Genomic DNA, 25,542 nt, shown 5'->3' on the forward strand with positions numbered 1-25,542 from the left:
CCGCTCCGTGACCGCGCGCAGACGGGCTTGCGGTTACGGGGTTGGGCCGACTACACTGTCCCGACCTGTGGGGAGGGGTAGGATGTCGGCACCCGCCGTTGAAATCAAGAAAGGTCGCAAGTTCGACCAAGTGCTCGAAGGGGCGCGGCGGGTGTTCATGCGCGACGGATTTGAAGGTGCCAGCGTCGATGAAATCGCGCGAGAGGCGCAGGTATCCAAGGCGACGCTCTACAGCTATTTCCCGGACAAACGGCTGCTCTTTTCCGAAGTGGCACGGGTCGAATGCAATCGACAAGCCGAAGAGGCGCTGGAAGTGATCGGCAAGGGGGCGAGCATCGAGCATGTGTTGCACGAGGCGGCCACGCGGATCGTAAGGTTCTTTCTGTCGGATTTCGGCCAGCAGGTGTTTCGCATCTGCGTGTCGGAGTCGCATCGCTTTCCCGAATTGGGCCAACGCTTCTATGCCTCTGGTCCGGATCTCGTGCGCGAACGGCTGAGCAAGGTTCTGCGCCCCTATGTCGAAGCCGGGGTGCTGAATATCGACGACATGGATCTCGCCGCCATTCAGTTCGGTGAACTGTGCAAGGGCGATCTCTTTATCCGCAGCCTATGTGGCATGTGCATAGAGGTATCGGAGGCGGATATCGAGCGTGTGGTCAATGGCGCGGTCGAAATGTTTCTGGCCCGCTATCGCGCCTGATTGGGGGCCGCGCGTCCCAGCATGTCCGCCGCGATCTTTTCAGCCATCATGATCGTGGGCGCGTTGGTATTACCGCCGACGAGGCGCGGCATGATCGACGCATCAACCACGCGCAGCCCCTCAACCCCGTGAACACGCGCGGCGGGATCGACCACAGCCATATCCCCGCGCCCCATCGCGCAGGTTCCGACAGGGTGATAGATCGTATCGGCACGGGCGCGAATATCGGCCTCGAGTGCCGCATCTGACCAATCATGCGGGTGCAGACGCTCCTTGCGCCAGGGTGTGAGCGCAGGCGCGCGCAAGATCCTGTCCATCTGCCGCGCCCCATGCATCATCAGCGCCAGATCGCGCGGATCGCTCAGGAACGCCGGATCAATCAGCGGCGCATCCGTGGCACGGGCAGAGCGTAGCGTCACCCGCCCCCGGCTATGAGGCCGCAACACGCAGACATGACAGGAATAGCCGGGGCGAAAATGCAGGGTTCGCATGTGATCCTCGACAATTCCGATGACGAAATGCAGTTGCAGGTCCGGGCGCTCCACATCCGGACCAGAGCGCAAAAGCGCCCCGGCCTCGGCATAGGGCGTTGCGAAAGATCCCTGCCCGGTCTTGCGCCATTCCAAGGCCGCCCTGCCCAGATGCCAGAGGCCCTTGGGATCCAGGCTGATGACATCATCGCGCTTCGAGGTTTCCGCGAGGATGTAGTCCAGATGATCCTGCAGGTTTTCACCCACACCCGGCAGGTCATGCAGAGGCGCGATACCCTGCGCCTGCAACACCTCGGCTGGGCCGATCCCTGACAGCATGAGAAGCTGCGGCGAACCGAAGGCCCCACCGCTCAGGATCACTTCGCGTCGCGCGCGTATCTCTTGCTCGCGCCCCTTGTGGCGGTAGCGGAGGCCCGTGGCGCGTTTGCCGTCAAAGATCACGCGCTCGGCCATGGCTCGGCTGATCACCGTCAGATTGGACCGCCTCATTGCCGGAAAGAGATAGGCAGCCGCGGCCGAGCAGCGTTCGCCGCGGCGCGGACCGTCAAAGAACTGCGTAACCTGATAATGCCCCGCACCCTCTTGGGTCGTGCCGTTGAAATCGGGGTTCCGGGGGATTTGCAGGCTCTCGCAGGCAGCGATGAAGGCCTCGGAAATAGCACGCGGCGCGCTCTGGTCCGTGACCTGAAGTGGCCCAGACTGGCCATGCAGTGCACCGCCATGCTGCGCATTCCGTTCCGCGGCACGAAACCACGGCAGAACGCTCTGCCAATCCCAACCATCACAGCCAAGTTCGGCCCACTCATCATAATCGGAGGGGTGGCCGCGCACGTAGAGCATGGCGTTGATCGCGCTCGAGCCGCCCAACGCCCGACCGCGCGGCTGAAATCCCCGCCGCCCGTTCAGCTGCGGCTGGGGCACGGTTGTCAGCGCCCAATTGTTGATCTTGGGGCGGCCTGACACCATCGCCGCAACGAGGCCCGGCGCGCGGACAAAGATGTCTTTCCCGGAACCGCCTGCCTCGATCAGGCAGACAGTGATGCTAGGGTCCTCGCTCAACCGCGCCGCAAGGACGCAGCCCGCCGATCCCCCACCCGCGATGATGTAGTCATAGACCATTGCGCGCCTCCCTCTGCCCGGCCACGCTATGCTGGAGACCGCCCCAGACCAAAGCGCGACGTCGCGTCAGAGATGCGAAGGATCAGCTTGGGCTCATGCCGCGCAACCGTTCGGACCGGCGGCGCAGGTACTCCATGGTCGTCAGCAGCGCAATCGAGATCACCACAAGGATCGTCGCCACCGCCAGAATGGTCGGGCTGATCTGTTCACGCAGGCCGGTGAACATCTCCCACGGCAGGGTTTGCTGATTGGCCGAACCGACAAAGAGCACGACAACCACCTCATCGAAAGAGGTGATGAAGGCGAAGAGGCCGCCCGAAATCACGCCCGGCAGGATGAGCGGCATCTGAACCCGGAAGAAGGTCGTCACAGGGTCTGCACCCATGTTTGCCGCCGCCCGCGTCAGCGAGCGGTCAAATCCGACCAGCGTGGCGGTCACGGTGATGATGACAAACGGAATACCCAATGCCGCATGCGCCAGAACGACCCCAATGTAAGTGCCTTGCAGCCCGATCCGGCTATAGAAGAAATACATCCCCGCCGCCGAGATGATGAGGGGCACGATCATCGGTGAGATCAGGATCGCCATGATCGCCCGGCGGAACGGCACATGTTCGGAGCTCAGACCAATCGCGGCCAGCGTACCAAAGCTCACCGAAAGAACGGTGGCTGCCGGCGCGATCAGCAGCGAATTGCGCAGCGCCTGTTGCCATTCGTTCGAGGTGAAGAAATCCTGATAGTGCTTGAGGCTATACCCGGCGGGATCGAACCGCAGCATCTCCGGTGTGAAGGTAAAGAAGTTCTGCGCGTTGAAGCTGAGCGGCATCACCACAAGGATGGGCGTGATCAGAAAGATGAAGATCGCCCCACAGATCACCCGGAACGCATAGTGCCAGAGCACCTGACCGCTGGTCAGATACGGCGCAAGATTGGCGCGATAGCGCCCTTCGCCAATCCAGAAGATGAACCATGAGAAGAAGAGACCAAAGAGCAGCCCGAGCACAAACCCCGGCACGCCTGCCAAGAGCACGCCCGCAACGATAAAGAGCGCGACAAGGCCCCAGCGCGTGATCTTTTCCTGAGCCAATCCAAGGACCACCAGAGCAACATAGGCCAGCACCATGAGCGCCACGGCCCCGATCGCAACGCCCATCAGACCAGAGCCATGCGCCGTACCGACAAAGAGGCCGACAAAGCCCCCGGCCGCGCCGATCACTGGCAACGAAAAGGAGAGCGGCTTGGTTTCAACCGGTGTCAGTGTGAATCCGTTCATGTCTCTTACCCCAGCTTCACGTTGTCGATGCCGACGATCTTGTCATAGGCCCAGTAGAGGATCAGAACCACCGCCAGCAGGATCGTGCCCAACGCCGCCGCAAGACCCCAGTTGAGCGAGGACGAGATATGATATGCGATCCGGTTGGAAATGAAGGTGCCTGTGGTGCCGCCCACGATCTCGGGCGTGATGTAGTAACCGATGGCAAGGATGAACACGAGGATAGATCCCGCGCCGATTCCGGGAACCGACTGTGGAAAGTATACGCGCCAGAACGCCGTCCAATTGTTCGCCCCGAGCGACTTGGCGGCGCGCAGATAGCTGGGGGGAATGGTCTGCATCACCGAATACATCGGCAGGATCATGAAGGGCAGCAGGATATGCGTCATCGCCACGATTGTGCCGAATTGGTTGTTGATCATCACCAGACGGCTCTCATCCGCGACAAGACCTAGCCATACCAGAACGTCATTGATGACCCCCTGTTGCTGCAACATCACTTTCCACGCGCTGGTACGCACCAGAAGCGAGGTCCAGAATGGCAGAAGGACGAGGATCATCAAAAGGTTCGCGGTGCGCGTCGGCAGATTGGCCAGAATCCACGCCACGGGATAGCCAAGGGCGACACAGGAAAAGGTGATCATCAGCGACATGAACATCGTACGCTGAAAGAGAATGCCGTAGATGCGTTCATCCTCGCTGCGCAGCGCGATACCTTGCGGCGTCTTTTCCATGTCCACGGCATTCAGGAAGTAGCCGGTGGTATAGGGCGGCGAATAGGTTTTGATGGTTTCCCAAAACGTCACATTCGCCCAGTCCTTGTTCGACTCGAAAAAGGCATCACGCATCGCGATCGGCGGCAACGTTGCCGCAGCCGCCGCCCGCAAGTTGTCAGCACCGGGTCCGGCATAACTGGCGACCGCCGTTTTCGTGGCCGGATCCTCGAGGTCGAGCGCCAGGGCGGCATAAACTGCCTCCCACGGTTCTTCCTTGGTGACACTCTTGCCATCGACAAATTGGGTAAAGGCAGCAAAAGCCGCATAAGCACGCGCGGTGTTGGGCAGAATATCGGAAATTGCGGCACCGGGCAGGAATTCGGCATCACCGCTGAAGGTGGTTGCCTCCAGGGCCTCAAGCCGGGCGATCTGATTGGACATCAGACGTGCGTTCGGCTCTGCCCCGGCACCACCCGACATCATCTCGACCCAAGTGGAGGCCTCCTCAAAGGCGGGATCAATCTCTTCCAGCGCGTCTTGGAATACCTCTCCAATGTCGCCCATGTCACGCCCAGAGGTCCGGAAGAGCGAGGAAATACCGCTCTTCTCATAGTTCAGGCGGCTGCCCAGCTTGGTGTGTTCCTTGGCCTCGGCGGCCAAAAAGAGATCGAAGAACAGCGCTCGAAACACCTGTTCATCGGGAACCTCGGTCGCTTCCCAATCGCGCAATTCCTCGACGGTCATGGGCAGGGTGTTGCCAACGATCTGGTTCTCGACGGAGCGGAACAGCATGTCGACGATGGGCGCGATGAAGGTCAGGAGGACAAAGATCAACAGAGGGGCGATCAGCGCCAGTGCCCGCATCTTCTGGGCCCGCAAGGCGCGGCGCAGGCTGCGTTTCAGCGGCGTGCCATCGGCGGCAAGCATCGGGCCGGTGTGGGTGCTATCGCTCATGTCTTCCCCGTCGAAGTGATCTGTTTATTCAAGCCGGGTCTTGAGCCCGGTCAAAGGAGCGTGGGGCCGCAAGCGGCCCCACCAGAGATCGTGCCAGTTTACTGGGCCAGCCACGCCTGGAACTTGGCATCCAGATCGTCGCGGTTGTCAGCCCACCACTCGTAGTCGTAGATGTGGACGTTGCCCGCGTTGGCAGGATCAGTCGGCATATGCGGTGCCATGTCGATCCCGAGGTCGGCATGCTTGCCAACCAGCGGTGCCGAAGAGGTGCGCGCCGGACCATAGGAGATGTAGGCGGCCTGATCGGCCAGACGCTGGGTGTCGGTGGCGAACTTGAGGAAGTCCATCACGCGTGCCAGACGGTCTGCGGGCAGACCTGCGGGAACGATCCAACCGTCGAGGTCAAAGGACTGCATGTCCCAGAGCATCGCGATGGGTTGGTTCTGTTCAGCAATTGCCGAGAACAGGCGACCGTTGAAGGTCGATCCCATGAAGACTTCGCCATCGGCCAGAAGCTGCGGGGTCTCCGCACCGGCAGACCACCAGACAACCTGGTCCTTGATCGTGCCAAGCTTGGCAAGAGCGCGCTCGACGCCCTCATCGGTGCCCAGAACGTCGTAAATCTCGTCCTTGGCCACGCCGTCGCAATAGAGCGCCCATTCCATGTTATCGATCGGGCGCTTCTGCAGCGAGCGCTTGCCGGGATACTTGGCAAGGTCGAACACGTCACAAACGCTGCTCGGCGGCTCGGTACCGGCGGGCACCATGTCGGTGCGATAGCCGAAAGTGGTCGAGTAAACGATCTGCGGAATGAAGCAGTCGCTGACGATCAGATCGCCAAAGTCGTCGCTGGCAGAGGTGCCATCGGGCGCAGCGGCCAGCATTTCGTCATGGTCGATTTCCATCGCCAGACCTTCGTCGCACAGACGCATCGAGTCGGACGCCACCACATCGACCAGATCCCAGGTGATGTTGCCGGCTTCGTTCATCGCGCGCAGCTTGGCCACAGCCTCAGCCGAGCTTTCGTCCCAGGTCGCGGTCACGCCGGGATTGGCGGCCAGATAGGGCTGAACATAGGCTTTGTCCTGGCTGGCCTGATAGGCCCCGCCCCAGCTGACGATGGTCAGGCTGTTGGCCATATCCTGTGCGGTGACGGCGGTGCCCGCAGCGACGGTCAGAGCCGTGGTCGCGAGCAGGGTTTTCGTCAGTTTCATAAACATACTCCCAGTTTATCCCGTTTTTCGATGGTTGGGCCCAGCGCTACGGGCGGAACGTCGAGGGCCTTGCTCAACCCGCACCGGTTCCGTGACCGGCGCGCGTATTCTTATACTTGGGGCGCATCCAGTGCGCGGCAATCCTCCGGCAACCAGCCGATCTCGATCTGCTCTCCGGGCTGCAGACGGCGTTGATCGGGGGCGTTGCGGGTCTTGATGATGAAATCGTCCGATCCCGCTACCCGTAGCCGCGTGCGGAAAATGTCACCCATGTAGATGAATTCCAGCACTTCAGCCTTGAGCGTATGGGCGTCCGGCTTGAGTCGATCCCGGTTGAATTCGACGCGCTCCGGACGGATGGAAACCAATGTCCTGTCGCCCGGCTTTTCGACATTAACGGGCTTGGCGTCAATCAGGTCGCCGTTGTCCAGCTGCACAACCGCGATGCCATTCTTGATCTCTTTGACACGCCCCTCGAGGGTGTTGTTCTCACCGATGAACTGCGCGACAAAGCTGTTCTTGGGGCTCTCGTAAAGCTCGTCCGGCGGCGCAATCTGCTGGATCCGGCCATCGTTGAACACGGCCACACGGTCCGACATGGTCAGCGCCTCGGTCTGGTCATGGGTCACATAGACCACGGTAATCCCGAGATTGTGCGCAAGGTGGGTGATTTCGAACTGCATCTTTTCGCGCAGCTGCTTGTCCAGCGCGCCAAGCGGTTCGTCCATCAGCACCAATTCGGGCTCGAAGACCAGCGCACGGGCGAGGGCCACCCGCTGTTGCTGCCCACCCGACAGTTGCGACGGGCGGCGCCCGCCAAAGGCCCCCATTTCCACCATTTCCAGCGCCCGCTTGACCTTGGTCTCGCGGTCGGACTTGCCAATCTTGCGGACCTCCAGCGGAAAGCTGAGGTTCTCTGCAATCGTCATGTGCGGGAAAAGCGCGTAATTCTGGAACACCATGCCAATTCCGCGCTTGTGCGGCGGGATGTTGTTGATGCTCACACCGTCCAATTTGATCTCGCCATGTGTGGCGGTCTCGAACCCCGCGAGCATCATCAGACAAGTCGTCTTGCCTGACCCCGACGGCCCCAGCATCGTCAGAAATTCGCCCTTGGGCATGGTCAGGTTCAGATCCTTGACGACCAGAGTTTCGCCGTCATAGCTCTTCTGGACACGTTCAAACGCAACGAACGCATCGTTGTTCCCGGTATCTGCCAAAGTCGGCTCCCTATTTTATTTATCGCAAGCGTTTGCCTCGCGTTCGGAAGAAACTAAAACAAGATGGCCCTTCACATGCAAGCGGATTGCGGCGCTTTTTTCCCGAAACCGACCTGCGCAGGTCAAATCGCCTGCAAGTCACGCAAGATAAGTCAATTTTCCTGCGAGAGACTGAGGCTCGCACCGCTTTAGCGCGAGCCCCGGCAGTGTTTTCGCCGGAAACAGGCCTATCCCAGCACGGATTGCACGGCTTTTGTAGTTTTGTGAATCACCTCATCCGCCTCGGATTTGGTCAGGCAGAAGGGCGGCGCGAAGCCTAGAATATCCCCCTGCGGCATGGCACGCGCAATGACGCCCGCGGCCGCCAGCGCGGCGGAAATCTGCGGCCCCACCTTGTCGGCGGCCTCAAAGAATACCCGGTCATCGCGATCCTTGACGAACTCCACGGCACAGAGCATCCCTTCGCCGCGCACTTCTCCGACATGTGCATGTGCGCCCAGCGCCTCGGCCATGCCGCGATTAAGATAGCCACCCACTTCGCGGTTGTTTGCGATCAGGTTCAGATCATCGAGCAGCTTGAGGTTGGCCACGCCCGCCGCCGCACCGATAGGATGCGCCGAATAGGTCCAGCCATGGCCGATGGGGCCATTCTCGTCCGTGCCCTGCTCCAGCACCTTCCACATGCGGTCGCTGACGATGCTGCCAGAGAGCGGCGCATAGGCGCTGGTAAGGCCCTTGGCGATCGTGATGAGGTCCGGCTTCATGCCATAGTGATCCGAACCGAACATGGTGCCCAAGCGCCCAAAGCCGGTCACGACCTCATCCGCCACAAGCAGGATGTCATGCTTGGCAAGCACCTCCTGAATAGCGGCCCAATAGCCTGCGGGCGGCGGCACGATTCCCCCGGTGCCCAGCACCGGCTCGCCGATAAAGGCGGCGATAGTATCAGCCCCCTCGCGCGCGATCAGCGCCTCCAGCTCCGCCACGCAATGCGCGACAAACTGCGCCTCGCTCTGATCCAGATTGGCGCGGCGGTAATAATAGGGGGCCTCGGTGTGGATCACCTGCGCCAGCGGCAGGTCGAATTTCTTGTGGAAGAGTTCGAGGCCGGTAAGCGAGCCGGTCATCAGCCCCGAACCGTGATACCCGCGCCAACGGCTGATGATCTTCTTCTTTTCGGGGCGTCCAAGGATGTTGTTGTAATACCAAATCAGCTTGACGTTGGTCTCGTTGGCGTCGCTGCCCGAGAGACCGAAATAGACCTTGGACATATGCGCCGGTGCGCGGTCCAGAACCATCTTGGCCAAGGTGATCGACGCCTCGGTCCCGTGCCCCACATAGGCGTGATAATAGGCCAGTTCCCGCGCCTGCGCCGCGATCGCCTCGGCAATCTCTTGGCGGCCATAGCCCACGTTGACGCAGTAAAGCCCGGCAAAGGCATCAAGCAGGCGATTGCCGTCGCGATCCTCGATATGACTGCCGCTGCCGGTCTTGATCACGCGGTTGGGTGCCTCGCCGCGTGCGAACTGCGCAAGATGCGTGGAGGGGTGAAAGAAATTCTCGCGATCCCATTGATCGAGTTGGTCATTCCGCAGCATTTTTGTTCCTTTCGTTTGTTCTGGGGCACCGGAATTTTGAAAAAATTCCGGGCCGAAATCTTTTCAAGATTTCGTCTGCTCACGCCCAATCGCGGCAGACATATTTGATCTCCATGAATTCCTCCATGCCGCGCCGCGCCCCTTCACGGCCCAGCCCCGATTGCTTAACCCCACCAAAGGGGATCGGTGCGCCCGTGACCTTGGTGCGGTTCACTGCCACCATGCCGAATTGCAGCGCCCGCGTCATGCGGTAGATGCGGCGCGGATCGTGGCTGTGCAGATAGGCGATAAGACCGTATTCGGTGGCATTGGCGCGTGCGACAACCTCTTCCTCGGTGTCAAAGGGCGTGATTGCCGCCACCGGACCAAAGGTCTCGTCGCGCATGATTGCGGCGGCGTCGGACACATCCGTCAGAACAGTGGCTTGATAAAAGAGCGGCCCCAGGGCATCGCATTTGCCGCCGCAGGCCAGCGTTGCGCCATGCGCCAGGGCATCGGCCACATGCTCTTCCTGCTTTCGAACGGCCCTTTCGTTCATCAACGGACCGAGGTCGGGATCGTCAATCCCACGCCCCATCGTGAGCATCTGTACCGCGTCGGTAAACCGTCGGCAAAATGCCTGGTAAATCGTGCGCTCCACGTAGATGCGGTTCGCACCCAGACAGTCCTGTCCAGAGGTGGCGAATTTCGCTTTGATCGCTTCCTTAACGGCAGTTTCCAGATCGGCATCCTTGAACACGATCACGGGCGCGTGGCCGCCCAGTTCCAGCACCAGTTTCTTGACCGTGCCCGCGCATTGGCGATAGAGCAACTGCCCGATTTCGGTCGAGCCGGTAAAGCTGAGAACCCGCACGCGCGCATCCTGGGTCCATGGCGCAACCACAGTGGCAGCATCACCCGTGACCACGTTGAACACGCCCGATGGAAACCCCGCCCGCTCGGCCAGTTCGGCCAGGGCCAGCGCGGAATACGGCGTTTCGGCCGACGGATGTGCCACCACGGTACAGCCTGCCGCCATGGCCGCCGCCGCCTTGCGCGTGAGCATGGCAGAGGGGAAGTTCCATGGCGTGATGAGCGCGGCCACGCCCACAGGCTCCAGCCACAGCTCCACCTCGGCATCGGGCAGGTGGCTTGTGACCCCCTCGATATTGGGGCGCTTGGCCTCTTCGGCATAATACTCCACGAAACTCGCGGCATAGTCGATCTCGCCGCGCGCCTCTGACAGCGGCTTACCCTGTTCCAGCACCATGATACGGGCAAGATCTTCGCGATGTGCGATTATCAGGTCGAACCAGCGCCGCAATCGGGCTGCGCGGTCTTGTGGCAGGGTCATGGCCCATTGCCCGAACACCGCCTGTGCCGCATCCACCGCAGCGCGCGCCTGATCTGCGCTGAGGCTGGCGACGGCCCCCAGCGTGCTGCCATCGGCGGGATTGGTTACGGCAAAGGTTGCCGTATCGTCGCCGCCGACCCATTTGCCGCCCACATAGGCAAAGCTGCGCACAAGGCGTGTGTCGGTGATCCCGTTGCGGGTCCAGATGGCTGAGTCGGACATGGTGGCGCTCCCTTCGCGCCAAAGAATGTCTTGGCCCTGCCAAAGAGGGAGACTGAAGTTTGCCGCAAGCGCAGACTAATCTTCTGCCAGGCGCCCTCAAAATAGATGATTCATTCGAAAAACATCTCGAGCGGCGGCAAGCGCGGGGATTTGACCGGCTTGGTCACGATATAGGTAAAATAGCGCGCGAGCCCGATCCGCGCCTCAAGCATCTCATCAATCAGCCGCTGATAGGTGTCGATGTCGCGGGTCACGATCTGCATGAGATAGTCAAACCCGCCCCCCAGCGCCCAACAGGCCGTCACCTCGCCGTAGCGCTGCATACTGTCCTCGAAGGCGCGGAAGGAGGCGGGTGTATGATCCGCCAATTCCACCGCAACAAAGACGGTCACATGCGACCCCAGTTTCCTGAGATTGATGCGCGCATGATACCCTTCGATCAGGCCGGCCTCTTCCAGCCGTTTGAGCCGCTCCCAGCACGGGCTGGCCGATAGGCCCACCCGCTCTGCCAGATCGGCCTTGGTGATGCGGCCCTCATCAGCCAGCACCCGCAGGATATCGAGATCGCGCGCATCAAGTTTCATGCGGTGATGACCGTGCCCAGATCGCGCCCCTTGAGCCGCGCCATCACATGCGTGGCAATCGCCGTATCCTGCACGCCGGTGCCGGTCAGATCGCAAATGGTGATCTCGGCATCGCTCTTGCGCCCGCGCGCGCGCCCCCGGATCACATCGCCCAACTCGACCGGCGCGCCCTTGGTCCATATCCCGGCCCCGATCGCGCTGCGCAACTCGCCCAGATGCTCTACCTGCGTCGCGCGATCGGCAACGTAGAGATCGGCCTTGATCAGGGCCTGCGGATCAATTTCGTTCTTGCCCGCCTGATCTGACCCCATGGCGGTGATATGCAATTCGGGATGTAGCCATTTCGCCTCGATCACCGGGGACTGTGCCGGGGTGGTGGTAATGACCAACTGGCTGGCCAGCACCAGATCGGCAGGAGAGTCTACCACGCGGATAACGCATTTGAGGTCAGCCAGATCAGCCGCGCAGGCGCGCGCGCGCTCGGCATCCCGCCCCCAGATGAGCAGCCGGTCAAACGGACGCACCAGCCGCGCCGCCCGCGCCTGAAGCCGCGCCTGAACACCCGTGCCGATGATACCTACGGTATGCACAGTCTCGGGGGCGAGATGCTGCGCCGCGACCGCACCGGCGGCGGCCGTGCGCAAATCGGTCAGATAGCCATTGTCGAGGAATACCGCCTCGACCAGACCGGTCTTGGCGGAAAACAGGATCATCAGCCCGTTGAGACTGGGCAGTCCCAGCTTGGGATTGTCAAAGAACCCCGGACTGACCTTGATCGCGAACCCGTCAAAGCCGGGGATATAGGCGGTCTTTACATCCACCTCGCCATGCACATCCGCGAGGTCCATCGACATCACCGGCGGCATGACAACGCCGCCATCCGAGAGCGCCCCAAAGGCTTTCTCGATCACCTTGACGGTTTCACGGTCCAGCTTGACCGCGCCGCGCAATTCCGCCTCTGTCACGATCCGAATATCATGTGCCATATGTCTTACCCTTAATTACCTTGTCGCCCAAAATCACATCCTGCCCGGTCACAACCCTGGTGAACATCGCCATATCGAGATTGCGGCCGGTGATGATGGTGGCGGTGGGCCCTTGCGGCAGCACCTTGCCACTCAGCACCGCTGCAATACCCACGACGCAGGCCCCCTCTGCCACGATCCGATCCTCGTAATAGAGCACCTGCATCGCGCGATAAATCTCTTCTTCCGTGACGAGGACCACATCATCCAGCAAATCGCGGCACATGGCAAAACTCAGACGATTTGCCATACCGATGCCGCCGCCCAGACTATCGGCCAGGCTTGGTACCTCTTCGACGTCGACAGGATGGCCGGCGCGCAGGCTCTCGTACATCGCGGCGCCTCGGTCCATGCTGATGCCGATGACGCGCAGGTCGGGTTTGATCGTCTTGGCGGCCAGCGCAACGCCTGCCGCCAGACCGCCACCCGACAAGGGTATGAGCAGCGTTTCCAGATCAGGGCGCGCCGCCATGAGTTCCAGCCCGATGGTGCCCTGGCCCGCAATCACCAGCGGGTCGTCAAAGGGCGAGATTTCGGTCAGCCCGTCCTCGGCAACCAGACGCTCTGCCTCTGCCTGGGCGGCATCCTGAGAGCGGCCGATGATCCGCACCTCGGCCCCCAGCGCCCGAATGCCGTCTACCTTGGCCTGCGGCACCAATTCCGACATGCAGATCACCGCCCGCAAGCCACGTGCCCGCGCCGCATAGGCCACGCCGCGGCCATGGTTGCCGGTCGAGCAACAGGTAACGCCAGCCGCGTTCTGCGCACCCGCCACGGCATTGAGCGCGCCACGCAGTTTGAACGCGCCGATGGGCTGCATATTCTCCAGCTTGAGCAGGAACTCACCACCCGCAATCCCGCTCATATAGGGCGAAGGCACCAGCGGCGTGCGGTCCGCCACCCCGGCGATCACCTGTGCAGCGGCATAGACATCGGCCAGAACGGGACGCATCTTGGTATTCCTCTTGTCAGATGGCGCGCAGCTTGCGTCGCGGCGAGCCTAGCGTCAACTCCGCGTCGCGAGATGGTCTGAAAACGACAGGATGCGGCGTTTTTCTTGGGGCGAGCGGCAGCCAAAGCCACAACTATGGTCAGGATAATTTAACTACGGATCCCCGACATGATCGAAAAAGACCTGCCCTTCTCGGCACAGGAATACCAGCGGCGGCTGGACAAGACCCGCGCCGCCATGGCCCGGCTTGACCTTGACGCGCTCTTTGTCACCGACCCGTCCAACCAGCATTGGCTGACCGGCTATGATGGCTGGTCGTTCTATGTGCACCAGGGCGTTCTGGTCTTTCCCGAGGCAGATCCGATCTGGTGGGGCCGCAATCAGGATGCCAATGGCGGCGTGCGCACCGTCTGGATGACCGACGACCGCGTGATCGGCTATGCCGACAATTACGTGCAGTCGACCGAACGCCACCCGATGCAGGATCTGGCGGAGCGGCTCAAGGGTATGGGCCTTGCCGACAAGCGGATCGGCGTGGAAATGGACAATTACTATTTCTCTGCCAAGGCAATGCAGACCCTGCGCGAGGAACTGCCAGAGGCCACATTCCTCGACGCCACCGCACTGGTGAACTGGCAGCGCACGGTAAAATCCGAGGAAGAGCTTGGGTTCATGCGCAAGGCGGCGCTGATTTCGGAAAAGATCACCGACGGGCTGATGGAGCGGGTCGAGCCGGGCATTCCCAAGAACGAGATCGTGGCAGAGATCTTTCGCGATGCCATCCGGGGGGTCGAGGGCGCGTGGGGCGACTATCCCGCAATCGTGCCGCTCTTGCCGTCAGGCTCTGATGCCGCGGCACCGCACCTGACGTGGAATGGGCGAGAATTCGCGACCGGCGAGGCCACGTTCTTTGAGATCTCGGGCTGTTACCGGCGCTATCACGCGCCGTTCTGCCGCACGCTCTTTCTGGGCAAGCCGCCGCAATTCCTGCTCGATGCGGAAAAGGCGCTGGTCGAGGGGTTAGAGGCGGGGCTGGAGGCCGCGAAGGCGGGCAACCGCGCCTGCGACATTGCCAATGCGTTGGCCGCCCCGCTGGAACGCGCCGGGATCGAACGTGGCGCGCGCTGTGGCTATCCCATCGGTCTGAGCTATCCGCCCGACTGGGGCGAGCGCACGATTTCCCTGCGCTCCGAGGATGAAACCGTGTTGGAACCGGGCATGACATTCCATTTCATGCCGGGGCTCTGGATGTCCGACTGGGGATTGGAGATCACCGAGTCCATTCTGATCAAGGAAAGCGGCCCGGCGGAAACCTTTTGCAACCGCCCGCGCAAGATGTTCGTCAAGGATTGAGCAGAGAAGGCCCCCATCGACCGTGGGGGCCTTTTGCAATTCCGCCCTATTCCCATTCCATCTGTTCATAGACCCGGCCGGCATTCTTGGTGGCCAGTTCCTCGAACGTGTCGAGATGGGTATAGGCGGATTGGTCGACGTAATAGGCATCGGCCAGATCACCGCCCGCGTCGATATGCGCGCGAATCTGGGCGCGCAGATGTTCAAGGTAGCCCTTGGTGTAACGGCGCACCTGATCCATGTTGGTTGGGTGGCCGTGACCGGGAATCACATAGGTGGCACCCAGCGCCTCGAATTCTGTATCCCAGGTTTCCAGCCAATCCGCCGTGATCGTATCGGGGAAGATCGGTAACATGCGTTCGTGAAACGCCATGTCACCGGAAATCACGAGGCTTTGCCCCGGCAGCCATACGACGATATCTCCGGGGCTATGGGCTGGCCCCAGATAGCGTGCCTCGATCCGGACATCGCCCATCTCGACGATATACTCCTCGCTGAAGGTCTCGGTCGGCAGCACCACGCTGGTGCCTTCGGCGCGCTCCTTGGTCACGCGCTGCGCCGCCTCGAGATCACCGCCGCCATGATTTTCGAACTCGGCCGCCGCATCGCTATGTGCCACGATGGGCACGCCCTGTTCCGCCCAATAGGAATTGCCCAACATGGCGTGGCCCTGACCGTTTTCATTGAACACCAGCTTGACGGGCTGATCGGTAACCATCTTGATTTCATCGTGCAGGGCCATGGCCAGCCCGTAGGATGCGCCACCATTGATCACCACCACGCCATCGCCCGTGACGATGAAGCTGAGGTTGTTGTTGTGTCCGGCATTTTCATAGGTCGGGGGGGCGGTCGCCCCGATGGCGGACCAGACATGCGGGATCACCTCGACCGGTTTGGAATAGAGCAGCGAGGCCGGGTATTGGTCGGGGATATCCTCGCTCGCGACGGCGGCGCTGGCGGCGCAGAGCAAGAGGGTGCCGAGGGTCACACGCATCATCTCAGACCTCCGCAACAAACCGGTATGCATCGCCATCGCGTTCGACCCGACCCAACCCGCCCCCGGGCAGATGAAAGCCGACCATCGCCATCTGATCGGTCGCCAACTGGTCGAGGAGTCGCGTGCGCGTCGCGATCCCGGTCTCGGCATCCTGATCCGATCCGCTGGCCCAATCAGGCCGGGCAAAGGCCAGATGACCGTTGCCAATGGCATCCCCCACGACCAATGCCGCCTCGGTGCCCTGACGGAGTTCAAACGCCATGTGGCCGGGTGTGTGGCCAGGCGTATCATGTGCGAGGATACCCGGCAGCACCTCTTGCCCGCCTGCGATGAATTCCATCCGATCCTCAATCGCCGCCAGACGCCGGGCGGCGCCAACGGCAAAGCTGGCCCGCTCGGCACCGATGCTCTCGACCGTGGCGGGGTCTGTCCAATACTCCCATTCCGCCTGCCCGATCATGTAGCTGGCATTCGCGAACACCGGATCGTCGAAGTCATCCAGCACGCCCCAGAGGTGATCCGGATGCGCATGGGTAAAGAGGACATGGGTGATGTCATCAGCGCTGACACCGACGGATTCGAGCGCTTCGAGAATCTTCCCGGCACTCGGCATGAACCCGGGCCCGGACCCTGCGTCGAACAGCACTGTGCGCTCGGCATCCTGAAACAGCGTCAGATTGCAGGGCGGCTCGACCGTGTCGCCAGTAATTCCATACTGCGCCAGAATCGGGGCGGCATCGGCAGCGGGCAGGTTGCCGAGCAGAAACTCCATCGGCAGCACGAGATTGCCGTCGCTGAGGGTGGAGATCTTGGCACTGCCCAGCGTGAGCTCTGTCGCGGCAATGCCCGGGCGCGACAGACCGACAAGCGTGCCGGCACCCAAGGCCGCCAGAATTTGACGTCGGTTGAAATGCATGGTTTCCTCATCCCTTATTTATTCGTATTTATGAATATGATGCTCTGGCAGGCATCAGAATACAAGGCGAAACAGGCTGCGTTTGATGCTGATTTCCGCGCAGAGATGCGATAGGAACGCTGCATAGGATTTCTAATGTGTGATCATCAAAGCCCATGGACAGTGAACTTCCCGCCTATCTGACAACCAAGGAGGTCGCAGACCTGCTTCGGGTGAAGGAGCGCAAGGTCTACGACATGGTCGCCACCGGCGAGATCCCGCATCGCAAGATCACCGGCAAGCTCTTGTTTCCCCAAAACGAGTTGATGTGCTGGATTGAGGGAACAGGTGTCACCCTGCCCTCCGAGCGCCCGATGCTTGTGACCGGCTCGCATGATCCGCTGCTGGATTGGGCGCTGCGTGAGAGCGGCGCGTGCCTTGCAACCCTCTGGAACGGAAGCTGTGACGGGCTGGAGGTATTTGCCGAAGGGCGTGCGGTTGTGACCGGGCTGCATATTCCCGGCGAAACCGACTGGAACATTCCCGCGCTCGAGGCGCGCGGATTGCGCGACGCTGTGCTCATTGGCTGGGCGGAACGCACGCGTGGGCTGATCCTGACACCTGCCGTGGCGGATATGGTCCAGGGGATCGGCGATCTGCGCGGCCGTCGCGTGATCCTGCGCCAAGAGGGGGCAGGCACCACGGCGCTCTTTGCAAGCATGATGGCCGAAGCGGGCATGACAGCGGATGACATCCTGACGCCTGCCAGCCCCGCCCATACCGAAAGCGATGCCGCCGCCGCCGTGGCCGCAGGAGAGGCCGAGGCGACTTTGGGGATCGAATCCATGGCGCGGCAATTTCGGCTGGTGTTCCGTCCCTTGGTGCAAGAGCGCTTTGACCTCTTGATCGACCGTCGCGCCTATTTCACCGACCCCGTGCAGCGGCTTGTCGCCTTCATGCGGTCCGAAACGATGGTCGCCAAAGCCTCGGCGCTCGGCGGTTATGATCTGAGGGGACTGGGCGAGGTGCGCTGGATTTCCGCCTGAACCGGCCGTTCTCAGACAGGTCACAAATGCATTGGGCGGAACTCTCTCGACGTTCCGCCCAGTTTCAAATCCGCTTGAAGAACAAGGTCAGCCGTTCGCGTTGGGGAAGAACAACTGCTGACCGTCGATCTTGTAATCCGCGATGGCCTGTTGCCCCTCTGCTGACAACACCCAGTCGATGAAGGCCTGCCCGGCCTCGGCCTTGACGTTCTCGTGCTTTGCCGGGTTCACGAGGATGATCCCATACTGGTTGAACAGGCGCGTGTCGCCTTCCACCGCTATCTGGTATTCGCCCTTGTTGCCAAAGGAAATCCACGTGGCGCGGTCGGTCAGCACATAGGCCCCCATCGCCGTGCCGGTATTGAGCGTGGCCCCCATCCCGGAGCCGGTTTCGCGATACCAATCGCCAGACGCCGCTGCGGCATCAATGCCCGCCTCTTTCCACAGCTTCAGTTCTGCCTTGTGGGTGCCGCTGTCATCCCCGCGCGAAGCAAAGGTCGCGCCGGCTTCCGCAATCTTGGTGAGGGCCGCGACGATGTCCGTGGTCCCCGCAATACCTGCCGGATCGTTGGGCGGGCCGACGAGGATGAAATCGTTATACATCACGTCCGACCGTTGCAGCCCATGTCCCTCGGCCACGAATTTTTCTTCTGCCGCCTTGGCATGGACAAAGAGCACGTCGCCATCGCCATTCTCGGCATTCTTGATCGCCTGCCCGGTGCCCACCGCCACCACGCGCACCTCTATGCCGGTCTTTTCCTGAAAGATCGGAAGAATATGGTCAAAGAGCCCCGAATTCTGCGTCGAAGTGGTGGATTGCACCACGATGAACTGATCCTGCGCCTGCACGGCCCCAGACAGGCCCAAGGCAAGAGCCGCACCTGCGGCAAGCGAGAAAAGATGACGTCTGAGCATGAAATTGTCCCTGTCTTTTGGATGTCAGAAAGTTGTGCCTGTGTAGAGCCGCCCTTGGGTCCAGGCGCGCGCAGCCTCGGACCGGGGACGACCAAGAACCTGCTCAGTCGGGCCAGTTTCGGCGACGCGACCTGCATGCATGAAAATCACCTCGTCCCCTAACCGCCCGGCCTGTCCCAGATCATGCGTGACCATGACAATCGTCACGCCGCGCGCATGGGCCGCGTTGATCAGATCCTCGATCCGTTGGGTCGAGGCCGGGTCGAGGCTGCTGGTCGGTTCATCGAGGAACAAGAGGCGCGGCTTGCAGATCAGAGCGCGCGCCAAGGCAAGGCGCTGTTGCTCGCCGCCCGAGAGGACACGCGCGGGATGTCGCGCCAGTTCGCTGAGCCCGGCCAGTTCGAGTGCATGCGCCGCCTCTGCCGCACGCTCTGCACCGCGCACGCCATGTACCGAAAGCGCAAAGATGAGATTGGCCAGCACCGACCGCCGCAGCATCACGGGGCGCTGAAACACCATGGCCTGCGCGCGGCGCGCTTTTTCATCAGGGGCTTGCCCCTGCCAGAGCACTTGCCCGGCGGACGGCGTCAAGAGACCATGCAGCAAACGCAAAAGCAGGCTCTTGCCAGCGCCATTCGCCCCCATGATCAAGATGCGCCGCCCCTCGGGTATCGAAAGGGACAGATCATGAATCAGCCGCTTGCCACCCGCGTCGAATGACAGGCCGCGCGCCTCTAGCAGCGGAATGCGCGTGGCGACCTCAGCGGTGGTCATATCCATCACCGTGTCACGCATAGGCCGCCCGCACCGCAGAGGCCCGGAGCGCCATCACAACCGCGTTCACGAGCACCGCAAGAACCAGCAACACCACGCCAAGGGCCAGCGCCAGCTCGAGATTTCCCTTGGATGTCTCGAGGGCAATGGTCGTGGTCATCACGCGGGTCACATGGTTTATATTGCCGCCCACGATCAGCACAGCGCCTACCTCGGCCACGGCGCGGCCAAACCCCGCCAGCGCCACGGTCATCAGGCTATACCGTGCATCCCAAAGCAGGGCCGCAACCCGTTCATGCGCGCGCAGGCCCATCGAGGCGAACTGCTCGGCGTATTCGCCATGCAGATCCTCGACGACCTGTTTCGTGAGCGCCGCCACGATCGGGGTTACAAGTATCGTCTGCGCGATGATCATCGCGGCAGGGGTGTAGAGCAACTGAAGGGGGCCAAAAGGGCCGGAGGCGGACAGCATGAGATAGACGAACAGCCCAACCACCACCGGCGGCAATCCCATCAAGGCATTGAGGATAACCGTCATCACCCCGCGCCCCGGAAACCGGAACGCACCCACCATCGCCCCCAAGGGCAGGCCGATCAGGCAGGACAAAAGCACCGCGGAAAGCGTGACATGGAGCGACAGCCCGACGATCTCGCTCAGGTTCCGATCCCAATTGAGGATCAGAACCAAGGCCTCGGACATGATGTCGCCAAAGCTGAACACGTGCGATTTCTCCCCTCTTCGGGAAAAAATACACAAAAAGACACAATACTCCAGCCCCTAACGCGACAACGCCTCAGGGTTTTGCGGCTCGCAAGCGCCAGAGGCGGAGCGGTTGGCTCAATTCTGGGCCGTTTGGCCCAGCGGTGACATGCGCCGCATACAGGCGCGCCAGCGTGTCGCGCTGCGCTTCGGCCAATGCGCGACGCGTGGGATCGACGCGGGCGAGATAGTCGATGAAGGCGTCCAAATCGGCCACCGGCGTAGGTCGATGATACGTCACGGGCGCAGGCCCGGTCGCCGCGCCCGCCGCCAGAATGGCATCAATCGCCCGAATCGCCGCGTGGCGCATCTCTGTCTCATCCTCGACCGGGCGCATGACCTCAAAGAAAGCGCCCTCTGCCAAGGGCTCTACAATGACGACTTCTCCGCCGGGGCGCAGAACGCGCAACGCCTCTAGCAGGCCGTTCTGCATCAGAGGCAGGGGGACATGATGCAGCGCGTTCAGGAAAATACAGGCGTCAAAGGATTCTGCGGCAAAGGGCAACTGCTCTGCTCCGCCACGCTCGAACCGGGCATCGGGAACAGCCAGGCGGGCGGCGGCCACCGCTTCGGATGCCGGATCCATACCGGTCACGTCATAGCCCGCCTGTACCAGAGTGCGCGCCAACGCCCCGTGACCACAGCCGATATCGAGCACCGCCCGCGCGCCAATCTCAGACAGGATCGCCAAGAGGCGCGCGGCTGTATCCGGCGCTTCAGTCATCGCCGAACTCTGCGCGCAGCGCGGCGCTATTCGCCCCAAGGGCGGGCACAGGCCCCAGGGCGGCCTCGACACCGTCCATCTGCGCGCCGGGGGCCAGCATTCGCACCGGGCCAGACGGTGTCTCAACCGTGACGTGGCGGTTCTGGGGATGGCTGACCAGATCCTCCATCTCGCTCACGCGCCCATAGGCGATACGCGCCGCGCGCAGGCGTTCGGCCATGGCATCGCGGGGCAGGGCGGCAAAGATCGGGCGCAGCACCGCATCGAGAGCCTCGCGATTGGCAACGCGGTTCGAATTGCTGTCGAAGCGCGGATCGCGGGCAAGCGTCGCATCGCCCAGGATCGTGTCGCAGAACGTGGCCCATTCGCGCTCGTTCTGGATCGAGATCAAAACCGCCTTGCCATCGCTGCCCTGATAGACGCCATAGGGGGCGATCGTGGGGTGATTGAGACCGGCGCGCGGTGGCACCTTGCCGCCGTAAGCATATTGCAGATAGGGCACGTTCATCCAGTCGCTCAGCGCATGGAACAGTGACACCGCGATGTGCCTGCCCTCGCCCGTTGTCGCGCGCCCGATCAGCGCCTCGAGAATGGCCTGATAAGCGGTCATTCCCGCAGCGATGTCACATACTGAAACCCCGGTACGCGCCGGGCCATGCTCATTTCCGGTAATCGACGAGAGACCGGTTTCGGCCTGCACCAAGAGATCATAGGCCTTGAGATCCGCCAGCGGCCCCTCTTCGCCATAGCCCGAGATCGAGACCGTGATCAGACGCGGGTAATCGGCACGCAAGCGGGCGGGCGCAAATCCCAGACGATCAATCGCACCCGGCGCGAGATTCTGGATGAACACATCGGCCTTGCTGAGCATCCGCTCCATCAACGCGCGGTCCGCCTCTTGCCGCAGGTCGAGGCAGAGCGATTCCTTGCCTCGGTTGAGCCAGACGAAATAGGCGCTTTCGCCATGGACCAAGGCGTCATACCCCCGCGCGAAATCGCCTTCGGGCCGCTCGACCTTGATCACCCGCGCACCGGCCTCTGCCAGACGGCCTGACGCATAGGGCGCGGCGACCGCCTGTTCGACGGAAACAACCAATAATCCGGCAAGGTCAGTGCGCATCGGGGTCTCTTCTCCTTTGGAGGCAGTCTGGCCGGACCATGCATTATTGCATCGGCCGTGGGAAATACCCGTCTTTTTGAACGGGTATAAGGCCCGACTATGGGCAACCATAGGCTTGCGCTCTAGCATTTCGCTTTGATAGGCTTTTTGCCTATGGATATTCGCCAACTCCGCTACTTCATTGCCATCGCCGAAGCCCCCTCGCTCTCGGCGGCGGCGCATCGGCTGGGTGTGGCGCAACCCTCGCTCTCGCAGCATGTCGCACGGATGGAGGCCGAACTTGGCGTGCGCCTGATCGACCGCTCGCCACGCGGCTCGATGCTGACCGCCGAAGGACAGGTTCTCTTGCGCCACGCGCGCGAGATCAGCGCCGCGATGTCACGTTGCGTGGACGAAATGCGCGATGCCTCGGGCGCGCCGCGCGGCAAGGTTGGTTTCGGTTTGCCGCCCTCGGTGTCGATGGTGCTGTCCGTGCCCCTGGCCGAAACCGTGCGGGTGGAATTGCCGGATATCCGCCTGCGCGTGGTCGAGGCCATGAGCGGATATATCAAGGCATGGGTCAGCGATGGCACCGTTGACATGGGCCTGATCTATGACCTTCAGGACGCGGATCATTTCCGGATCACGCATGTTCTGGATGAGCGTCTGCATGTCTATTCCGCCCCGGACAACTGGCCCTTTGGCACACCTCCCGGCACACCCGTGCCGCTCCACGCGCTGGAACCGCTTGACATGATCCTGCCTCAGGCCGCCCACGGCCTGCGCAAGACCATCGAGAGCTATGCCGCCCCGCTTGGCCTGCACCTCAACGTGCCCGTTGAGATGGACGCGATGACGCAAATCAAGGAACTGGTGGCGCGCGGCTCTGGTCATGCGATCTTTTCACCCTCGGCGGTGCATGATGCGGTGGCACGGGGCGAACTTGTCGGAGCGCCGATCACGGACCCCGACATGGTGCGGCCCGTCTATCTTGTCTCGAATCCCGCCTTTCCAACCAGCCGCGCCAGCCGCGCGGTCGAGGCGATCACACTCGACGTGCTGCGCGATCTGGTGCGGCGAGGCATCTGGCAAGGTGAGCTGCGGCTATAGGCGCGGTCAATGGCCGCAAGCGGGCATTGATATTTCCGCTGGCATAAAAAACCTGTCACCTAGGGGCCGAGCATTGTGAGAGACGGACATGACATCTTTTGATCCAACGGCAGACTATGCCGACATCCGCGCAGGTGTGGCCCGCGTTTGCGCCGAGTTTCCCGGCGCCTACTGGCGCGATCTGGATGCGCGACGCGCCTATCCCAAGGACTTTGTCGATGCGCTGATCCGCGAGGGGTATCTGGCGGCGATGATTCCCGAGAAGTTCGGTGGATCTGGTCTTAACCTGACAGCGGCGGCGGTCATTCTCGAGGAAATTCATCGCTCTGGCTGCAACGCCGCCGCCTGCCATGCGCAGATGTATACGATGGGCACCGTGCTGCGCCACGGGTCGGAGGCACAGAAGGCCGCCTATTTACCCGGTATCGCCGATGGTTCCTTGCGGCTTCAGGCCTTTGGCGTGACCGAGCCGACAAGCGGCACCGACACGCTGGCGCTGAAAACCACGGCGCGGCGGGACGGCGATGAATACGTGATCAACGGCCAGAAAATCTGGACCTCCCGGGTGGAACATTCGGACCTGATGGTCCTCTTGGCGCGCACGACCCCGCGCGAAGAGGCGAAATCGAAAACCGATGGCCTGTCGGTGTTCCTGATCGACCTGCGCGGCCAAGTCGGGAACGGCATCGACATCCGCCCCATTCGAACCATGATCAATCACGCCACCACCGAAGTGTTTTTTGACAACCTGCGTATTCCGGCGGACTGTCTGGTCGGCGAGGAGGGCAAAGGGTTTCGCTACATCCTCTCGGGCATGAATTCCGAGCGTATTCTCATTGCCGCCGAATGTATCGGGGATGCCAAGTGGTTCCTCAAGACCGGCGCGGACTATGCCCGCGAGCGGGTGGTGTTTGGCGCGCCCATCGGGGTCAATCAGGGCGTGCAGTTTCCGCTGGCCCGCGCACATGCGCATCTGATGGCCGCCGAAGCGATCGTTTATCGCGCTGCCGCAATGTATGATGCAGGGCTGAATCCCGGTGTCGAGGCCAATACTGCAAAGCTTCTTGCGTCCGAGGCAAGCTGGGAAGCGGGCGAGGCCTGCATGCAGACCCATGGCGGCTTTGCCTTTGCCGAGGAATATGATGTCGAGCGCAAGTGGCGCGAGGCGCGGCTCTATCAGATTGCGCCGATTTCGACCAATCTGATCCTGTGCCATATTGCAGAGCAGGTACTGGGCCTGCCAAAGTCCTACGGACCAGGACGCGGGCAATAGGGGAACGGAATGAACGATTACGCGGATTGGATCGGGCGCAGCTATAGCCGGTCAGAACCAATTTCCGAGCGCTTGGTGCGGGAATACCGTGCCACGCTGGCTGGCACTTTGGCCGAAGCAGAGATGCCGGTTGGGCTGCATTGGTGTCTGGTTCCCGATACGGTCACGCCGGATCAGCTGGGGCGCGATTGTCATCCCAAGACGGGGATTTTCCTGCCTGCCCTGCCCCTGCCCCGCCGCATGTGGGCTGGAGGAGAGATCGAGTTTCACGCGCCTTTTGCCCCCGGCGATCTGGTGACACGAGAGACGACGATCGACGATGTGACATTCAAGGAGGGGCGCAGCGGCAAGCTGGGCTTTGTCACACAGCGGCACGTTTACAGTGTAGGCGGCACGGCGCGCCTGACCGAGCGGCAGGATATCGTCTATCGCGAAGACCCCAAGCCGGGACAGGCCAAGGCACCAGAGCCCGCCGAGGAATGGACCAACGCAACCGCGTGGCAGATTACGCCGGATTCGACCCTTCTTTTCCGGTTCTCGTCGCTCACGTTCAATGGCCACCGCATTCATTACGACCACCCCTATGCAACCGGGGTTGAGGGATACGAGGGGCTGGTGGTGCATGGTCCGATGCAGGCGGTCTGGATGATGAATCTGGCGACGCATATCCTGGGCCGCCTTCCCACGCGGTTCACCTATCGCGGCCTCACCCCGCTCATCTGCAACCTGCCCGTGGCGATCGAGGCGCGCGAGACTGAGGGTGGCCTCGACCTGCGGGTACGGCGCGTGGGTGATGGGGTGGCGACCATGGCCGCGCGGGCCGCATGAGATAGATTGACATAACTAGAAAACTAGTTATATTAAACCCATGAGCACAACAAGCCCCACCGCCCGCGCCCTTGCCGCTCTTGGCCATGACACGCGCCTTGCAGTCTTTCGACTGTTGGTGCGTGCGGGCGAAGAAGGGCTGAACGTGGGCGAGATCGGGCAACATCTGGACCAGGCGCCCTCGACCCTCGCGCATCACCTGTCGGCCTTGGTCGACTCTGGCTTGGTGGTGCAAGAGCGGCAGGGGCGTACGGTGATCAATCGCGTGGACTATGCCGCCATGCGGCGGACACTTAATTTCCTGACATCGGAATGCTGCACCGGGGTAAAACTGACCAAGACTGAAAACGCTGCCTGAACGCTATTT

24 protein-coding genes are annotated in these 25,542 nt (G+C 61.8%); 7 read left to right on the top strand and 17 right to left on the bottom strand.

Features of this window, described 5'->3' with window-relative positions:
* Positions 1–82: 82 nt before the first annotated feature.
* The gene (locus MVC20_RS16955) at positions 83–700 is read left to right on the top strand and encodes a TetR/AcrR family transcriptional regulator (protein WP_297543516.1); all 618 of its coding nucleotides are present in this window, start codon (positions 83–85) and stop codon (positions 698–700) included.
* On the opposite strand, the gene MVC20_RS16960 is transcribed toward MVC20_RS16955, so the two are convergent.
* The 10 genes from MVC20_RS16960 to eutB all read right to left on the bottom strand — a co-directional run bounded on the left by MVC20_RS16960 (position 688) and on the right by eutB (position 13,401).
* Positions 688–2,310, bottom strand: coding sequence for a GMC family oxidoreductase N-terminal domain-containing protein (locus MVC20_RS16960; protein WP_297543518.1), 1,623 nt, complete (start codon positions 2,308–2,310; stop codon positions 688–690). The two genes, MVC20_RS16955 and MVC20_RS16960, sit on opposite strands and share 13 nt — an antisense overlap.
* A gap of 82 nt (positions 2,311–2,392) precedes the next feature.
* Positions 2,393–3,583, bottom strand: a complete 1,191-nt coding sequence (locus MVC20_RS16965) for an ABC transporter permease (RefSeq protein WP_297543520.1) — start codon at positions 3,581–3,583, stop codon at positions 2,393–2,395.
* A gap of 5 nt (positions 3,584–3,588) precedes the next feature.
* The gene (locus tag MVC20_RS16970) at positions 3,589–5,253 is read right to left on the bottom strand and encodes an ABC transporter permease (RefSeq protein WP_297543522.1); all 1,665 of its coding nucleotides are present in this window, start codon (positions 5,251–5,253) and stop codon (positions 3,589–3,591) included.
* A 98-nt stretch (positions 5,254–5,351) separates the two neighbouring features.
* Positions 5,352–6,467: an extracellular solute-binding protein gene (locus MVC20_RS16975; RefSeq protein ID WP_297543524.1), complete on the bottom strand. Its 1,116-nt coding sequence runs from the start codon at positions 6,465–6,467 to the stop codon at positions 5,352–5,354.
* 110 nt (positions 6,468–6,577) lie between these two features.
* Positions 6,578–7,687: an ABC transporter ATP-binding protein gene (locus MVC20_RS16980; RefSeq protein WP_297543526.1), complete on the bottom strand. Its 1,110-nt coding sequence runs from the start codon at positions 7,685–7,687 to the stop codon at positions 6,578–6,580.
* A gap of 227 nt (positions 7,688–7,914) precedes the next feature.
* The gene (locus MVC20_RS16985; protein ID WP_297543528.1) at positions 7,915–9,285 is read right to left on the bottom strand and encodes an aminotransferase; all 1,371 of its coding nucleotides are present in this window, start codon (positions 9,283–9,285) and stop codon (positions 7,915–7,917) included.
* A gap of 79 nt (positions 9,286–9,364) precedes the next feature.
* A complete protein-coding gene (locus MVC20_RS16990) occupies positions 9,365–10,840 on the bottom strand; it encodes an NAD-dependent succinate-semialdehyde dehydrogenase (protein WP_297543531.1) in 1,476 nt (491 codons plus the stop codon).
* Between the two features lie 110 nt (positions 10,841–10,950).
* Positions 10,951–11,424 carry an Lrp/AsnC family transcriptional regulator gene (locus MVC20_RS16995; protein WP_037275922.1) on the bottom strand — a complete coding sequence of 158 codons (474 nt, stop codon included), beginning with the start codon at positions 11,422–11,424 and terminating at the stop codon, positions 10,951–10,953.
* On the bottom strand, positions 11,421–12,410 hold the full coding sequence (locus tag MVC20_RS17000) for a cyclodeaminase (RefSeq protein WP_297543533.1): 990 nt from the start codon (positions 12,408–12,410) through the stop codon (positions 11,421–11,423). Before MVC20_RS17000 ends, MVC20_RS16995 begins: the two co-directional genes overlap by 4 nt.
* A complete protein-coding gene (gene eutB, locus MVC20_RS17005; RefSeq protein WP_297543535.1) occupies positions 12,400–13,401 on the bottom strand; it encodes a hydroxyectoine utilization dehydratase EutB in 1,002 nt (333 codons plus the stop codon). Before eutB ends, MVC20_RS17000 begins: the two co-directional genes overlap by 11 nt.
* Positions 13,402–13,569: 168 nt before the next feature.
* Between eutB and doeA the strand changes: the two genes are divergently transcribed.
* The gene (doeA, locus tag MVC20_RS17010) at positions 13,570–14,754 is read left to right on the top strand and encodes an ectoine hydrolase DoeA (RefSeq protein ID WP_297543537.1); all 1,185 of its coding nucleotides are present in this window, start codon (positions 13,570–13,572) and stop codon (positions 14,752–14,754) included.
* A 46-nt stretch (positions 14,755–14,800) separates the two neighbouring features.
* Here the strand turns inward: doeA and MVC20_RS17015 are convergent, their stop codons facing one another.
* Together MVC20_RS17015 and MVC20_RS17020 are read right to left on the bottom strand one after the other, a co-directional pair.
* Entirely contained in the window at positions 14,801–15,751 is a 951-nt protein-coding gene (locus MVC20_RS17015; RefSeq protein ID WP_297543539.1) for an MBL fold metallo-hydrolase, read from the bottom strand.
* A 1-nt stretch (position 15,752) separates the two neighbouring features.
* Positions 15,753–16,667, bottom strand: a complete 915-nt coding sequence (locus MVC20_RS17020) for an MBL fold metallo-hydrolase (RefSeq protein ID WP_297543541.1) — start codon at positions 16,665–16,667, stop codon at positions 15,753–15,755.
* 155 nt (positions 16,668–16,822) lie between these two features.
* Here MVC20_RS17020 and MVC20_RS17025 point away from each other — a divergent pair, with 155 nt between their 5' ends.
* A complete protein-coding gene (locus tag MVC20_RS17025) occupies positions 16,823–17,692 on the top strand; it encodes a helix-turn-helix transcriptional regulator (RefSeq protein ID WP_297543543.1) in 870 nt (289 codons plus the stop codon).
* A gap of 87 nt (positions 17,693–17,779) precedes the next feature.
* On the opposite strand, the gene MVC20_RS17030 is transcribed toward MVC20_RS17025, so the two are convergent.
* The 5 genes from MVC20_RS17030 to MVC20_RS17050 all read right to left on the bottom strand — a co-directional run bounded on the left by MVC20_RS17030 (position 17,780) and on the right by MVC20_RS17050 (position 21,985).
* Complete coding sequence (locus MVC20_RS17030) at positions 17,780–18,607, bottom strand: extracellular solute-binding protein (RefSeq protein ID WP_297543545.1); 828 nt, start codon at positions 18,605–18,607, stop codon at positions 17,780–17,782.
* 24 nt (positions 18,608–18,631) lie between these two features.
* Complete coding sequence (locus MVC20_RS17035; protein ID WP_297543547.1) at positions 18,632–19,381, bottom strand: ATP-binding cassette domain-containing protein; 750 nt, start codon at positions 19,379–19,381, stop codon at positions 18,632–18,634.
* A 13-nt stretch (positions 19,382–19,394) separates the two neighbouring features.
* Positions 19,395–20,102: an ABC transporter permease gene (locus MVC20_RS17040; protein WP_297543549.1), complete on the bottom strand. Its 708-nt coding sequence runs from the start codon at positions 20,100–20,102 to the stop codon at positions 19,395–19,397.
* Positions 20,103–20,175: 73 nt separating this feature from the next.
* Entirely contained in the window at positions 20,176–20,865 is a 690-nt protein-coding gene (locus tag MVC20_RS17045; protein WP_297543552.1) for a class I SAM-dependent methyltransferase, read from the bottom strand.
* Positions 20,858–21,985, bottom strand: a complete 1,128-nt coding sequence (locus tag MVC20_RS17050; protein ID WP_297543554.1) for a CaiB/BaiF CoA-transferase family protein — start codon at positions 21,983–21,985, stop codon at positions 20,858–20,860. Before MVC20_RS17050 ends, MVC20_RS17045 begins: the two co-directional genes overlap by 8 nt.
* 153 nt (positions 21,986–22,138) lie before the next feature.
* Between MVC20_RS17050 and MVC20_RS17055 the strand changes: the two genes are divergently transcribed.
* The 4 genes from MVC20_RS17055 to MVC20_RS17070 all read left to right on the top strand — a co-directional run bounded on the left by MVC20_RS17055 (position 22,139) and on the right by MVC20_RS17070 (position 25,533).
* Entirely contained in the window at positions 22,139–23,074 is a 936-nt protein-coding gene (locus MVC20_RS17055) for a LysR family transcriptional regulator (RefSeq protein WP_297543556.1), read from the top strand.
* Positions 23,075–23,162: 88 nt separating this feature from the next.
* The gene (locus tag MVC20_RS17060) at positions 23,163–24,347 is read left to right on the top strand and encodes an acyl-CoA dehydrogenase family protein (RefSeq protein WP_297543558.1); all 1,185 of its coding nucleotides are present in this window, start codon (positions 23,163–23,165) and stop codon (positions 24,345–24,347) included.
* 9 nt (positions 24,348–24,356) lie between these two features.
* Complete coding sequence (locus MVC20_RS17065) at positions 24,357–25,175, top strand: MaoC family dehydratase N-terminal domain-containing protein (RefSeq protein WP_297543560.1); 819 nt, start codon at positions 24,357–24,359, stop codon at positions 25,173–25,175.
* A 40-nt stretch (positions 25,176–25,215) separates the two neighbouring features.
* Positions 25,216–25,533: a metalloregulator ArsR/SmtB family transcription factor gene (locus MVC20_RS17070; RefSeq protein WP_297543562.1), complete on the top strand. Its 318-nt coding sequence runs from the start codon at positions 25,216–25,218 to the stop codon at positions 25,531–25,533.
* Positions 25,534–25,542 lie beyond the last annotated feature (9 nt).

It is taken from the genome of Roseovarius sp., assembly GCF_027019125.1.
GTDB lineage: Bacteria > Pseudomonadota > Alphaproteobacteria > Rhodobacterales > Rhodobacteraceae > Roseovarius.

What these genes read in the sequence shown, in the direction of transcription:
- MVC20_RS16955 (WP_297543516.1), top strand. Translation starts at nt 83, where the DNA reads ATGTCGGCACCCGCCGTTGAAATCAAGAAAGGTCGCAAGTTCGACCAA.
- MVC20_RS16960 (WP_297543518.1), bottom strand. Translation starts at nt 2,310, where the DNA reads ATGGTCTATGACTACATCATCGCGGGTGGGGGATCGGCGGGCTGCGTC.
- MVC20_RS16965 (WP_297543520.1), bottom strand. Translation starts at nt 3,583, where the DNA reads ATGAACGGATTCACACTGACACCGGTTGAAACCAAGCCGCTCTCCTTT.
- MVC20_RS16970 (WP_297543522.1), bottom strand. Translation starts at nt 5,253, where the DNA reads ATGAGCGATAGCACCCACACCGGCCCGATGCTTGCCGCCGATGGCACG.
- MVC20_RS16975 (WP_297543524.1), bottom strand. Translation starts at nt 6,467, where the DNA reads ATGAAACTGACGAAAACCCTGCTCGCGACCACGGCTCTGACCGTCGCT.
- MVC20_RS16985 (WP_297543528.1), bottom strand. Translation starts at nt 9,285, where the DNA reads ATGCTGCGGAATGACCAACTCGATCAATGGGATCGCGAGAATTTCTTT.
- MVC20_RS16990 (WP_297543531.1), bottom strand. Translation starts at nt 10,840, where the DNA reads ATGTCCGACTCAGCCATCTGGACCCGCAACGGGATCACCGACACACGC.
- MVC20_RS16995 (WP_037275922.1), bottom strand. Translation starts at nt 11,424, where the DNA reads ATGAAACTTGATGCGCGCGATCTCGATATCCTGCGGGTGCTGGCTGAT.
- MVC20_RS17000 (WP_297543533.1), bottom strand. Translation starts at nt 12,410, where the DNA reads ATGGCACATGATATTCGGATCGTGACAGAGGCGGAATTGCGCGGCGCG.
- eutB (WP_297543535.1), bottom strand. Translation starts at nt 13,401, where the DNA reads ATGCGTCCCGTTCTGGCCGATGTCTATGCCGCTGCACAGGTGATCGCC.
- doeA (WP_297543537.1), top strand. Translation starts at nt 13,570, where the DNA reads ATGATCGAAAAAGACCTGCCCTTCTCGGCACAGGAATACCAGCGGCGG.
- MVC20_RS17015 (WP_297543539.1), bottom strand. Translation starts at nt 15,751, where the DNA reads ATGATGCGTGTGACCCTCGGCACCCTCTTGCTCTGCGCCGCCAGCGCC.
- MVC20_RS17020 (WP_297543541.1), bottom strand. Translation starts at nt 16,667, where the DNA reads ATGCATTTCAACCGACGTCAAATTCTGGCGGCCTTGGGTGCCGGCACG.
- MVC20_RS17025 (WP_297543543.1), top strand. Translation starts at nt 16,823, where the DNA reads ATGGACAGTGAACTTCCCGCCTATCTGACAACCAAGGAGGTCGCAGAC.
- MVC20_RS17030 (WP_297543545.1), bottom strand. Translation starts at nt 18,607, where the DNA reads ATGCTCAGACGTCATCTTTTCTCGCTTGCCGCAGGTGCGGCTCTTGCC.
- MVC20_RS17035 (WP_297543547.1), bottom strand. Translation starts at nt 19,381, where the DNA reads ATGACCACCGCTGAGGTCGCCACGCGCATTCCGCTGCTAGAGGCGCGC.
- MVC20_RS17045 (WP_297543552.1), bottom strand. Translation starts at nt 20,865, where the DNA reads ATGACTGAAGCGCCGGATACAGCCGCGCGCCTCTTGGCGATCCTGTCT.
- MVC20_RS17050 (WP_297543554.1), bottom strand. Translation starts at nt 21,985, where the DNA reads ATGCGCACTGACCTTGCCGGATTATTGGTTGTTTCCGTCGAACAGGCG.
- MVC20_RS17055 (WP_297543556.1), top strand. Translation starts at nt 22,139, where the DNA reads ATGGATATTCGCCAACTCCGCTACTTCATTGCCATCGCCGAAGCCCCC.
- MVC20_RS17060 (WP_297543558.1), top strand. Translation starts at nt 23,163, where the DNA reads ATGACATCTTTTGATCCAACGGCAGACTATGCCGACATCCGCGCAGGT.
- MVC20_RS17065 (WP_297543560.1), top strand. Translation starts at nt 24,357, where the DNA reads ATGAACGATTACGCGGATTGGATCGGGCGCAGCTATAGCCGGTCAGAA.
- MVC20_RS17070 (WP_297543562.1), top strand. Translation starts at nt 25,216, where the DNA reads ATGAGCACAACAAGCCCCACCGCCCGCGCCCTTGCCGCTCTTGGCCAT.